This window comes from Methylobacterium nonmethylotrophicum, assembly GCF_004745635.1.
Lineage (GTDB): Bacteria > Pseudomonadota > Alphaproteobacteria > Rhizobiales > Beijerinckiaceae > Methylobacterium > Methylobacterium nonmethylotrophicum.
Window position 1 is genome coordinate 136,170 of sequence record NZ_SRLB01000002.1, and the last position, 11,326, is coordinate 147,495.

Consider the following 11,326-nt stretch of genomic DNA (forward strand, 5'->3'; position numbering starts at 1 on the left):
AGGCCGGGCCCGAGACCTCACTCGCCCGACGGTTCGGCGGGCTTCGGGAACAGCTCGCCCGACGGCTCGGCCCCGCCCTCGATGCCCTCGAACCGGGTGCGGCGGCGGCGGCGGGGGCGCGGCGCGGGCGCGTCGTCCTGGGCCTCGACAGGTGCGGCGGGGGGCGGCGGCGGCGCGTCCTCGACCGGGGCGGGCGCGGGAGAGACCGGGCGCACCGGGGTTGTCAGGAAGGCCGGCAGCCCGGTCGGCTCGTCGGCGGCCAGGACCGGCTCGGAGCGGGGCTCCTCGCGGCGGCGCTCGCGGCGGAATTCGGACCGGCCGCCCTCGCGGTAGCCGTCCTGCCGGGGGCCGTCCTGGCGCGGACCATCCTGGCGCAGATTTTCCGGCCTGGGGCTGTCCTGCCTCGGACCCTCCTGCCGCCCGGGTTCCGGACGCGGCTGCTCGGCACGGGAGAGGTCCTGCCGATCGCCGCCCTGGCGCTCAGGGCGATCCTGGCGGTCGCGCTGCTGGCGCTCCTGCCGGTTCTGGAACCGCTCGCGGCGCTCCTGGCGGTCGGGCCGGTCCTGCCGCTGGTCCTGGCGCTCTTGCCGATCCTGCCGGTCGAAGCGGGACGGGCGGTCGTCGCGGCTGTCGTAGGGCTGGGGCTGCTGGCCGGGATCGCCGTAATCGTCCGGGGCGCCGTAGCCGGAGGCGGCGTAGCCGTTGACGCCGCGCTCCTGCGGCGCGTAGCCGTTCGTCGGCGCGCCCTCGTCGTCGCCCTCCTCGTCGTCGTCGTAGCCCTGGCGACCGAAATTGCCGCCGTATTGCTGACGATACTGCTCGTTCGCGGCCGAGATGATACGGTAATAATGCTCGCCGTGCTGGAAGTAGTTCTCGGCCATCACCGGATCGCCGCTCGCCTGGGCGTCACGGGCGAGCTGGGCGTACTTCTCGGCGATGTGCTGGGCCGTGCCGCGGATTTTCACATCAGGACCGTTCGATTCGTAGGCCCGGGTGAGCGGGTTCGGTCCCTTGTTGCTGCGGTTACGGCCACGCATACGCCTGTTCTGGTTCGGTCTCATCGGTCTCGACTGACCCTCTTCGACGACTTGAAGGGCGGGACTTCACGCGCGTGGCGGTCCTTCGTCCGTGGAGCCGGGGGGCCTCTGCCGGGCCATGTCCGTCTCCGCAGCGATGTCCGCCGTGCCCTGTGCGACCGCGGTCCGTCTCACGGTCCGGCCACCGTCGATCCACAGATGCGGGTCACCGGACCGCCTACGCGCTGATTGGTCTGCCCGGTGGTGGAAGATCGTCCAAAGGTCCGCGCTCAATGTCGCGCCCGAGAACTGAGCCTGGCTGTGGGATCCGGACCGTTCACGATCTACCCCGGGACGTTAGCGGGTTCGGCTGGTCCCGCCAAGTGTCTTCGCGGTGTTTTCGCACGGATTCCGTGCACAAAGGCCACGGGAACCTGGATATTCCCCGTCAGCACTATGCCGGCACCGCCATCGCGACCACCCGCGGGTGGCCGGACAGATCCCGCCGCACCCGCGCCGACAGCCCGTGCGCGGCGGCGAGCCGCAGCAGGGCCCTCTCCTGGTCGTAGCCGATCTCGACGAGGAGATGGCCCCCCGGCGCCAGGAGGGGAGGCACCTGCGCCAGGATGGCGCGGTAGGCGTCGAGCCCGTCGGGCCCGCCGTCGAGGGCCAGACGCGGATCGTGGTCGCGCACCTCCCCGGACAGGCCCGCAATGACCCCGCTCGCGATGTAGGGCGGGTTCGCCACGACGACGTCGACCGGCCCGGCGAGCGCCGCGGCCCAGTCCCCGGCCGCGAAGGCGGCGCGATCGGAGACACCGTTGCGCGCTGCATTGGCCTGGGCGGTGCGGAGCGCACCGTGCGACCGGTCGAGGCCGAGACCGCGCGCCTGCGGCCATTCGGTGAGCAATGCCACCAGAAGACAGCCCGAGCCGGTGCCGAGATCGACGACCCGGTGCGGACCGTCCACGGCCAGGCCAAGGGCGAGGGCCGCCTCGACCAGGGTCTCGGTGTCGGGGCGCGGCACCAGGGTCTCGGGCGAGAGCCCGAAGGTCAGGCCCCAGAACTCCCAGGCGCCGATGATCCGGGCCACCGGCTCGCCGGCCGCGCGTCGGGCCAGGTAGGCGGAGAGGCGCTCCGCGCCGTCCCGCCCGACCGGATCGCTCCCGCGCAGGGCCAGATCGGTGGCCGTGACGCCCAGCGCCTCCTCGACCAGGATGCGGGCGTCGAGGGCGGCGGTCTCGATGCCGTGGGCGGCGAGGGCGTCCGCGGCGCGGGCCCGGGCGGCGATCCGGCTCGTCTCCGCGGTGATCGCCGTCACGCCATCCCCTCGGCGGCGAGCAGAGCCGCCTGGTGCTCGGTGATCAGCGCGTCCACCACCTCGTCGAGGGCGGTGCCGGCCATCACCTCCTCGAGCCGGTAGAGCGTCAGGTTGATGCGGTGGTCGGTCACCCGGCCTTGCGGGAAGTTGTAGGTGCGGATGCGCTCCGAGCGGTCGCCGCTGCCGACCTGGGCCCGGCGGTCGGCGGCGCGGGCGGCATCCTTCTGGCTGCGCTCCTGCTCGTAGAGCTTGGCCCGCAGCAGCGCCATGGCGCGGGCGCGGTTCTTGTGCTGCGAGCGCTCCTCCTGGACGAAGATCACGATGCCGCTCGGCACGTGGGTGATGCGGATCGCCGATTCGGTCTTGTTGACGTGCTGGCCGCCCGCCCCCTGCGCCCGCATCGTGTCGATCTTCAGGTCGGCCTCGTTGACCTGGACATCGACCTCCTCCGCCTCCGGCAGAACCGCCACGGTGGCGGCCGAGGTGTGGATGCGTCCCTGCGTCTCGGTGTCGGGCACGCGCTGGACCCGGTGGGCGCCGCTCTCGAACTTCAGCCGCGCGAAGACGCCCCGCCCCTTCACCTCGGCCACGACCTCGCGGTAGCCGCCCATCGTGCCGGGGCTCTCGGAGATCACCTCGACCTTCCAGCCCTTCAGGTCGGCGTAGCGGGAATACATCCGGAAGAGATCGCCGGCGAAGAGCGCCGCCTCGTCGCCGCCGGTGCCGGCGCGCACCTCCAGGATGGCGCTCTTCTCGTCGGCGGCGTCCTTGGGCAGGAGCAGGAGCTGGAGCGCCCGGGCGGCGGCGTCGCGGGCCGCCTCGGCGTCGGGCTTCTCCTCGGCGGCGAGGGCCCGCATCTCCGGGTCGCCCTCCTCGATCATCTCCTCGACGCCGCGCAAGGCCTCGTCGGCGGCCCGAAAGGCGCGGATCGCCTCGACCACGCCGTCGAGGTCGGACAGCTCGCGCGAGAGCTGCACGAAGCTCTCCGCGTCGGCCTCGCCGGCGCTCAAGGTGGCGGTGACGATGTCGTGGCGGGCCAGGATGGCGTCGAGACGGTCGGACGGGATCGCGATCATGCAGGAGATATGGCCATTGGCAGCGGCCGGTTCAGCCGGGGCGGCCCGCGCCCGGCGCCGGAGTGGTGCCGCGTATAGCAGGTCTGCGGGGGTTGGGGAGTCGGCGCAACGGTGGACAAAGGCCGGTCTGGCCCGCAGCGGGCGCGCGAGCCCCTTTGCGGATGCGCGCCTCTCGGCCTATCTTCAAGGCGAGGAGCCGCGGGTGGCAGCCCGCGACCCCTCTTGTTGGGTAGACCTCGTTAGATCAGCCCGATCGTGATGGTGACAACCCATCCGGTCGGGCATTTCATGACGGTGATCGTCACGAACGGCCAGCCGTTCACATCTTTCACCCCCTCTCCAGTCAGCGCCAGCTCGAAAGGCGGCGGCCGGCGATTCCGCCGCAAGCCCCGCATGCCACGGGGCCTTCGCGGCCGGAGAAGGTCTCTTTCCCAACGTCAGATTTATCGCGCGCCGGGGGTTACCGAACCGCTTCCCGCGTCGGGCCCGTCAGACCGGAACGCCGTGCGCCTCGGCGAAGGCGGCGAGCGCCGGGCGTAGCGAGGCGCCGTCGCGGGTCCGCGCCAGCTCCTGCTCCAGGAAGGCCGAGACCGCCGCGGCGTCGAGCCCCAGCACCATCGCCTTCACCGGGCCGAGCGAGGCCGGGGACATCGAGAGGGCCCGGAAGCCGAGGCCGATCAGCGCCATCGCCTCGAGCGGCCGGCCGCCGATCTCGCCGCAGACCGTGGCCGGGGTGCCGGCGGCCGCGGCCCGTTCGGCGATGAGCCGGAAGGCCCGGAGCGCGGCGGCGCTCAAGGGGTCGAAGCGGTTGGCGACCTGGCGGTTCTCGCGGTCGACCGCGAACAGGAACTGCATCAGGTCGTTCGATCCGACCGACAGGAAATCGGCCTCCGCCGCGATCTCGTCCATCTGGAACAGCAGCGAGGGCACCTCGACCATGACGCCGAGGCGGCAATCCACCGGCAGCGGATAGCCATGGCGGGCAAGGTGCGCCTTCTCGCGCTCGACGATCGCCCGGGCGCGGACGAACTCCTCCACGGTCGCGACCATCGGGAACATGATCTTGAGCGGACGCCCCCGCGCGGCCTTGAGCAGCGCGCGCAACTGCATGCGCAGGAGGCCCGGCCGGTCGAGCCCGATGCGGATCGCCCGCCAGCCGAGCGCCGGGTTCTCCTCCTCGAGGGCCTTCATGTAGGGCAGCACCTTGTCGCCGCCGATGTCGAGGGTCCGGATCGTCACCGGCCGGTCGCCGACGGCGTCGAACACCGTCTCGTACAGAACCTGCTGCTCGGCCGCCGTCGGCATCCGCTCGGCCACCATGAACTGCAACTCGGTGCGGAACAGCCCGACGCCCTCGGCCCCGGTCTCGGCGAGGTGCGAGAGGTCGACGATCAGGCCGGCATTGAGCTGGAGCGTGACCGGCACGCCGTCGCGGGTGACCGAGGGCAGGTCGCGCAACGAGCGGTACTGCTCCTGGCGCCGCGCCCGCAGGCGCGCCTTCTCGGCATAGGCCGCCTCGATCTCCGGCCCGGGGCGGATCTGGATCTCGCCGGCCCCGCCGTCGACGATGATGGCGTCGCCGGATTCGACGAGGGCGGTGGCGTTGGCCACCTCGCCCACCGCCGGGATGCCGAGGGCGCGCGCCACGATGGCGATGTGGCTCGTCGGCCCGCCCTCCTCCAGCACCACCCCGCGCAGGCGGGCACGGTCGTAGTCGAGGAGGGCTGCCGGCCCCATCGAGCGGGCCACCAGGATGGCGTTCTCGGGCATCGCCGAGGGGCCGATCCCCTCGCGGCCGACGAGCTGGCGCAGCAGCCGGTTGGCAAGGTCGTCGAGGTCGTGCAGGCGCTCGCGCAGGTAGGGATCGCTCTGGCGCAGCATGCGGGCGCGGTTGTCGGACTGCACCCGCTCCACCGCGGCCTCCGCGGTGAGGCCCGACAGCACCGCCTCGCGCATCCGCCGCAGCCAGCCCTGGTCGTGGGCGAACATCCGGACGGTCTCGAGCACCTCCCGGTGCTCGCCGGCGCCCGCGACGTCGCCGCGCTCGACGAGGTCGTCGATGGCCGCCCGCACCTCGGCGATGGCCGTGTCGAGGCGCGAGGCCTCGCGCTCGACGTTCTCGGCGATCAGGTTGCGCACCACGATGCGCGGCTCGTGCAGCACGACGTGGCCGAGGCCCACGCCGTCGGCGAGCGCCACGCCGCTCTGGGAGAGCGCCCGGCGCGAGGCGCTGACGGTGCCGGGCGACAGCGCCTGGAGCTCGCCCGAGGCGATCATCTCGGCGAGCACCATCGCGGTGGTCTGGAGCGCCTCGATCTCCTCCTCGGAATAGACCCGGTAGGTGCGGTTCTGCACCACCAGCACGCCGAGCGTGTTGCCGGCCCGCAGGAGCGGCACGCCCAGGAAGGCGTGGTAGACCTCCTCGCCGGTCTCCGGGCGGTAGGAGAAGGCGGGATGCGCCTGGGCGTCGGAGAGGGAGAGCGGCTCGGCGGTGGCGGCGATCAGGCCGACCAGGCCCTCGCCGGCCCGCATGGTGGTGAGGTGCACCGCCTCGCGGTTGAGGCCTTCCGTGGCGAACAGCTCCAGCATGCCGTCGTCCCGCAGGACGTAGACGGAGCAGACCTCCGCGACCATGTTGGACGCGATGAGCACGACGATGCGGTCGAGGCGCGCCTGCGGGCCGACCGGCTCCGCCATGGCCTCGCGAAGGCGGCGCAGTAGCAGGCGCGGGCCTCCAGGCGCTGCGGGCATCGTGTCGTGTTCCACCCTGTGGCGAGCCGGACCCGGCGCGGCGCAACCGTGAGGCTTGGCTCGCGCGGGCCTGACGCATCGGCCCCGTCATCGCCGTATAGCGAGTCAGGCGCCCGGCCGGCAAGCATCCTTCCGGGGGAGCGGGGCGATGCCCTGCTCCGGTCAGGCCTTGTCGAGGCCGTAGAGCGAGTGGAGCGTGCGCACCGCCAACTCGGTATAGGCCGCGTCGATCAGCACCGAGAACTTGATCTCGGAGGTGGTGATCGCCCGGATGTTGATGCCCTTCTCGGCCAGCGCCCGGAACGCCTTGGCGGCAACGCCGGCGTGGCTGCGCATGCCGACGCCGATCGCCGAGACCTTGACCACGTCGGTGGCGCCCTCGATCCGCTCGAACTCGACCGCATGGCGCTGCGCGTCGAGGATCGCGCGCGAGCGCTCGTATTCCGCCGCCGGCACCGTGAAGGTCATGTCGGTGGCCGCCCCGTCGCCCGACACGACCTGGATGATCATGTCGACGTTGATGTTGGCATCGGCGAGCGGGCCGAAGATGGCGGCCGCGATGCCGGGCTTGTCCTTCACCCGGCGAAGCGTGATCTGGGCCTCGTCCTTCGAGAAGGCGATGCCCGTGATGATCTGCTGTTCCACGATATCGTCCTCGTCGCAGATGAGGGTGCCGGGGCGGGCGTCGTCGGGGTCGTCGAAGGAGGAGCGCACGGTGGTCGGCACCCGGTGCACCATGGCGAGCTCGACCGAGCGCACCTGGAGCACCTTGGCGCCGAGCGACGCCATCTCGAGCATCTCCTCGAAGGCGACCCGCTCGAGGCGCTTGGCCCGCGGCACCACCCGCGGGTCGGTGGTGTAGACGCCGTCGACGTCGGTGTAGATGTCGCAGCGCTCGGCGCCGATCGCCGCCGCGACCGCGACCGCGCTGGTGTCGGAGCCGCCGCGGCCGAGCGTCGTCACCCGGCCGGTCTCGGGATGGATGCCCTGGAAGCCGGCGATCACCGCGACTTCGCCGCGCTTGAAGCCGGCATCGAGCCTGGCGCCGTCGATGTGCTGGATCCTGGCAGAGCCGTGCTGGTCGGAGGTCTCGATCGGGATCTGCCAGCCCTGCCAGGAGCGGGCCTTGAGGCCCATCTCGTTCAGCACGACGGCGAGCAGCCCCGAGGTGACCTGCTCGCCGGAGGCGACCACCGCGTCGTACTCGGACTGGGCGTAGAGGGGCGAGGCCTCCTTGCACCAGGCCACCAGCTCGTTGGTCTTGCCGGACATCGCCGAGACGACGACCGCGACCTCGTAGCCGGCCCGCACCTCGCGGGCGACGTGGCGGGCGACGTTGCGGATGCGGTCGACCGTGGCGACGGAGGTGCCGCCGAATTTCATCACCAGGCGGGGCATGGGGATCCGATCGAACAATCTCGTCTGGCCGCGGCGCCGGGCCGCGGGCGCTCGGCGGGTACAAGCGGGCCGGGGCGGTGTCAACGCCGCGGGCCATCGCGGCGGTTGGCCGGAGGCGTCGCCTGCGCTACCTCGGCCGGAGACGACGTTGTCCCCGCAGGAAGGCCTGGCGCCGATGAGCGAACCGACCGGACCCTCGATCGACCGCGACGAGGTCGCCCGCTTCGATCGCCTCGCCGCGACCTGGTGGGACGAGGCCGGGCCGATGCGGGTGCTGCACCGGTTCAACCCGGTCCGCCTGACCTACATCCGCGACACGGTCTGCCGCCATCTCGGCCGCGACCCGCTGGCGCCGGCGCCCCTGTCGGGCCTCACCCTCGTCGATGTCGGGTGCGGCGGCGGCGTGCTGTCGGAGCCGCTGGCGCGCCTTGGCGCCGAGGTCACCGGCCTCGACCCCGCCGTGAGCAACGTGACGATCGCGCAGGCCCATGCCGACGCGGCCGGGGTACCGGTGCGCTACCGGGCCGAGACGATCGAGGCGGTGGTGGCGGCGGGCGAGCGGTTCGACGTGGTCTGCGCCATGGAGGTGGTCGAGCACGTCACCGACATGCCGGCCTTCGTGCGCACGGCCTGCGCGGCGGTGAAGCCCGGCGGCCTGCTCTTCGCCGCGACCATCAACCGGACGATGCGCTCCTTCGCGCTCGCCATCGTCGGGGCGGAATACGTCCTCGGCTGGCTGCCGAAGGGCACCCACGACTGGGAGAAGTTCGTCACCCCGGACGAGCTGCGCAACGCCGTCGAATCGGGCGGGCTCTCGCTCACCGACACGACCGGCGTCGTCTTCAACCCGCTCACCGGCCGCTGGGGCACCGCCCGCGACACGGCGGTGAACTACATGATCGCAGCCGGGAGGCCGTCGGCCTGACCCGGGCAACCCCCGCCCCTCTCCTCCGGTTGTCGCCGCAACGACCATCGTCGCCTCGGCGACGCGAGGAGACTTGTTCATGCTGGAGACAATTCCGCACGCCCTGGGCGAGGCCCTGTCGGGCCTCAAGGCCGGCATCGCGAAGACCGCCTACCACGCCGCGTTCGAGGCCGCCCCCGCCGCCATCCGGGTGACGAGCCCGGCCTTCGCCGACGGCGCCGCCCTGCCGGCCCGCTTCACCCAGGACGGGGCCAAGCTCTCGCCGCCGCTCGCCTGGAGCGGGATCCCGGCCGGCGCCACCGCCCTGGTCCTGCTGGTGGAGGATGCCGACAGCCCGACGCCGAAGCCGATCGTCCATGCCATCGCGTGGGACCTTCCGGCCGGCGACGGCGACCTGCCCGAGGGCGCGCTGGCGAGCCCGGGCTCCGACGGCACGATCAAGGAGGTCGGCCGGAACACCTTCCTGAAGCCCGGCTACCTGCCGCCCGACCCGCCGACCGGCCACGGCCCGCACCGCTACCTGTTCCAGGTCTACGCGCTGGACCGCCATCTCGGGCTCGACGGGACCCCCGGCCGCGGCGCGCTCCTGGCGGCCATGCACGGCCACGTCCTGGCCAAGGGCGTGCTGACCGGCACCTACGAGCGGCCCTGACTCCGCCTGCAGCGGTGCTCCTTGCCGACGGTCCCGCTTGCCAGCGGGCGCGGCCTGGCCCACGACTCGACGCCTGAGCCGCCGGACGCGCGGCGGGGAGGATCGGTGGCGATGAAGGCACTGCTGTGCAAGGCGCTCGGCGGCCCGGAGGACCTGGTGATCGAGGAGGTGCCGGATCCGGTGCCCGGCCCGGGCGAGGCCCTGGTGCGGGTGACGGTCGCGGCGCTCAACTTCTTCGACACGCTGATCATCGCCGGCCGCTACCAGGTGAAGCCGGAGCTGCCGTTCTCGCCCGGCGCCGAGGCCTGCGGGATCATCGAGGCGCTGGGGCCGGGCGCGGAGGGTTTCGGCGTCGGCGAGCGGGTCATCGTCCATCTCGGCTACGGCGCCTGCCGCGAGCGGGTGGTGGCGCCGGTCTCCGGTCTGACCGCGGTGCCGGAGGGCGTCAGCGACGAGCAGGCGGCGGGTCTCACCGTCACCTACGGCACCTCGCTGCACGCGCTGCAGGACCGGGCCAACCTGAAGCCCGGCGAGACCCTGGCGGTGCTCGGCGCCACCGGCGGCGTCGGCCTCGCGGCGGTGGAGCTCGGCCACGCGATGGGCGCGCGGGTGATCGCCTGCGCCTCCTCGGCCGAGAAGCTCGACCTCGCGAAGGCCCACGGCGCCGACCTCACCCTCGACTACAGCCAGGAACCGCTCCGCGACGGGCTGAAGCGGGTCGGGGGCGAGGCCGGCATCGACGTCGTGTACGATCCCGTCGGCGGCGCCTATTCCGAGCCGGCCCTGCGCTCGCTCAACTGGAAGGGCCGGTTCCTGGTCGTCGGCTTCGCGGCCGGCGAGATCCCCAAGATCCCGCTGAACCTCGCGCTCCTGAAGGGCATCGACATCCAGGGCGTGTTCTGGGGCGCCTTCCTGCGGCGCGAGCCCGAGGGCCACACCGCCAACCAGGCCCGCCTGCTGTCGCTGGTCAAGGAGGGGCGGCTCTCCGCGAAGGTGCACGGCGTCTACCCGCTGGAGGAGGCGGCCGCCGCCCTCGGCATCCTGGCGCGCCGGGAGGCGATGGGGAAGGTGCTGCTGCGGCCCTGACGGGCGGTGTCCATCCGGAGGGGGGCGGAGGTGACGGACCCTGCCCTCACTCCCCGGCCGACCGCGCCTCCTCGGGCAGGCAGGCCAGTCCCCTCGCCATCAGGTCGAGATGGCCCTCCAGGTAGGCCGCGCCGTCGAGGGCGTGATCGTCCCCGAACATCAGCCGCCAGGTGCAGGCCATGATGACGGGGGCGAACAGGAGGTGGGGAAACTCCTCCGCCGCGGAAGCGCGGAACTCGCCCCGCGCGATTCCGTAGCGCACCACCCGCCGCAGGGCTTCCACCGCCGGCCCGATCACCTCGGCGCGCCAGCGGTCGGCGAGGTCGGGAAACCGGCTCACCTCGGCCATCAGCATCCGGAGGATCTCGCGGGCGCGCCGGTCCTCGACCATGTGCGCGTACACGAACGCGAAATGGCTGCGCAGGATCGCCATCGCGGAACCCTGCGGGGCGGCGGTGAGCGCCGCCAGGTTCTCCTGCGACGGCCTGTTCATCTCCCGCACGGTCGCGAGGAAGAGGTCCTCCTTGCTCGGGAAGTACAGGTAGATCGTCCCCTTGGTGATGCCGGCCCGGGCCGCGACGTCGTCCAGCTTGGTGGCGGCGAAGCCCGACCGCGCGAATTCCTCGAATGCGGCTTCCAGGATCTCCCCGGGCCGCTCCTCCTTGCGCCGCCGTCGCCGTTCCGCCGCTGCCATCTCGCACCCTTATTGACTGTCTGGTCAGTTATTAGTACGAAGCGGGCGTCGCCTTCAAGGAGCGCGCCATGCCCCGCCCGGTGGCTTGCCCGTCCCACCCAACCGCGCCGAACCGGCCCGGGTTCACCCGCCTGCCGAACGGCCTCGACCTGCACGCCCCGCCGGTGGCTGCCGGCCGGCCGCTCCTGCCCCGGCGCCTCTCGCCCTCGGCCCTGGCGCTCGTTCTGTTCGCCCTCGTGGGCTGGGCCGGCCTTCTGGCCTGGACCCGCCTCGATCCCGCGGCGCCCTGCGCCGCCTGCCTCGATCCCGCGGCGCCCTGCGCCGCCTGCACGATCGAGCCTGGCCGGCTCTGAGCCGTCCACCGCCGCCCGGATTCGTCCCGGCATGGGAGCCGGGATGTCCCCCCA

10 protein-coding genes are annotated in these 11,326 nt (G+C 72.7%); 4 read left to right on the forward strand and 6 right to left on the reverse strand.

All coding sequences use genetic code 11. The annotated features are described in order from the left end of the window. Positions 1-17 precede the first annotated feature (17 nt). The 5 genes from EU555_RS03375 to EU555_RS03395 all read right to left on the reverse strand — a co-directional run bounded on the left by EU555_RS03375 (position 18) and on the right by EU555_RS03395 (position 7,562). On the reverse strand, positions 18-1,037 hold the full coding sequence (locus tag EU555_RS03375; protein ID WP_135413042.1) for a DUF4167 domain-containing protein: 1,020 nt from the start codon (positions 1,035-1,037) through the stop codon (positions 18-20). A gap of 433 nt (positions 1,038-1,470) precedes the next feature. Next, on the reverse strand, positions 1,471-2,337 hold the full coding sequence (prmC, locus tag EU555_RS03380) for a peptide chain release factor N(5)-glutamine methyltransferase (protein WP_135413043.1): 867 nt from the start codon (positions 2,335-2,337) through the stop codon (positions 1,471-1,473). Then, positions 2,334-3,413: a peptide chain release factor 1 gene (gene prfA, locus EU555_RS03385; protein WP_135413044.1), complete on the reverse strand. Its 1,080-nt coding sequence runs from the start codon at positions 3,411-3,413 to the stop codon at positions 2,334-2,336. The genes prmC and prfA overlap by 4 nt, the downstream gene beginning before the upstream one ends. Before the next feature lie 489 nt (positions 3,414-3,902). Beyond that, positions 3,903-6,164 (reverse strand): phosphoenolpyruvate--protein phosphotransferase, encoded by a 2,262-nt coding sequence (ptsP, locus tag EU555_RS03390; protein WP_135413045.1) that lies wholly within the window; start codon positions 6,162-6,164, stop codon positions 3,903-3,905. Positions 6,165-6,326: 162 nt separating this feature from the next. Further along, entirely contained in the window at positions 6,327-7,562 is a 1,236-nt protein-coding gene (locus tag EU555_RS03395; RefSeq protein ID WP_135413046.1) for an aspartate kinase, read from the reverse strand. Positions 7,563-7,737: 175 nt separating this feature from the next. On the opposite strand from EU555_RS03395, the gene ubiG reads away from it, so the two are divergent. From ubiG to EU555_RS03410, 3 genes are all read left to right on the forward strand, one after another. Further along, on the forward strand, positions 7,738-8,487 hold the full coding sequence (gene ubiG, locus EU555_RS03400) for a bifunctional 2-polyprenyl-6-hydroxyphenol methylase/3-demethylubiquinol 3-O-methyltransferase UbiG (RefSeq protein ID WP_135413047.1): 750 nt from the start codon (positions 7,738-7,740) through the stop codon (positions 8,485-8,487). A gap of 79 nt (positions 8,488-8,566) precedes the next feature. Beyond that, a complete protein-coding gene (locus EU555_RS03405; RefSeq protein ID WP_135413048.1) occupies positions 8,567-9,139 on the forward strand; it encodes a YbhB/YbcL family Raf kinase inhibitor-like protein in 573 nt (190 codons plus the stop codon). A gap of 111 nt (positions 9,140-9,250) precedes the next feature. After that, positions 9,251-10,225, forward strand: coding sequence for an NADPH:quinone oxidoreductase family protein (locus EU555_RS03410; RefSeq protein WP_135413049.1), 975 nt, complete (start codon positions 9,251-9,253; stop codon positions 10,223-10,225). A gap of 46 nt (positions 10,226-10,271) precedes the next feature. On the opposite strand, the gene EU555_RS03415 is transcribed toward EU555_RS03410, so the two are convergent. After that, positions 10,272-10,919, reverse strand: coding sequence for a TetR/AcrR family transcriptional regulator (locus EU555_RS03415; protein WP_135413050.1), 648 nt, complete (start codon positions 10,917-10,919; stop codon positions 10,272-10,274). Between the two features lie 68 nt (positions 10,920-10,987). Between EU555_RS03415 and EU555_RS03420 the strand changes: the two genes are divergently transcribed. After that, a complete protein-coding gene (locus tag EU555_RS03420; protein ID WP_135413051.1) occupies positions 10,988-11,272 on the forward strand; it encodes a hypothetical protein in 285 nt (94 codons plus the stop codon). Positions 11,273-11,326: the final 54 nt, after the last annotated feature.

Bases quoted from the DNA above. Each gene is read 5' to 3' on its own strand.
- EU555_RS03375 (WP_135413042.1), bottom strand. From the start codon at position 1,037: ATGCGTGGCCGTAACCGCAGCAACAAGGGACCGAACCCGCTCACCCGG.
- prfA (WP_135413044.1), bottom strand. From the start codon at position 3,413: ATGATCGCGATCCCGTCCGACCGTCTCGACGCCATCCTGGCCCGCCAC.
- ptsP (WP_135413045.1), bottom strand. From the start codon at position 6,164: ATGCCCGCAGCGCCTGGAGGCCCGCGCCTGCTACTGCGCCGCCTTCGC.
- EU555_RS03395 (WP_135413046.1), bottom strand. From the start codon at position 7,562: ATGCCCCGCCTGGTGATGAAATTCGGCGGCACCTCCGTCGCCACGGTC.
- ubiG (WP_135413047.1), top strand. From the start codon at position 7,738: ATGAGCGAACCGACCGGACCCTCGATCGACCGCGACGAGGTCGCCCGC.
- EU555_RS03405 (WP_135413048.1), top strand. From the start codon at position 8,567: ATGCTGGAGACAATTCCGCACGCCCTGGGCGAGGCCCTGTCGGGCCTC.
- EU555_RS03410 (WP_135413049.1), top strand. From the start codon at position 9,251: ATGAAGGCACTGCTGTGCAAGGCGCTCGGCGGCCCGGAGGACCTGGTG.
- EU555_RS03415 (WP_135413050.1), bottom strand. From the start codon at position 10,919: ATGGCAGCGGCGGAACGGCGACGGCGGCGCAAGGAGGAGCGGCCCGGG.
- EU555_RS03420 (WP_135413051.1), top strand. From the start codon at position 10,988: ATGCCCCGCCCGGTGGCTTGCCCGTCCCACCCAACCGCGCCGAACCGG.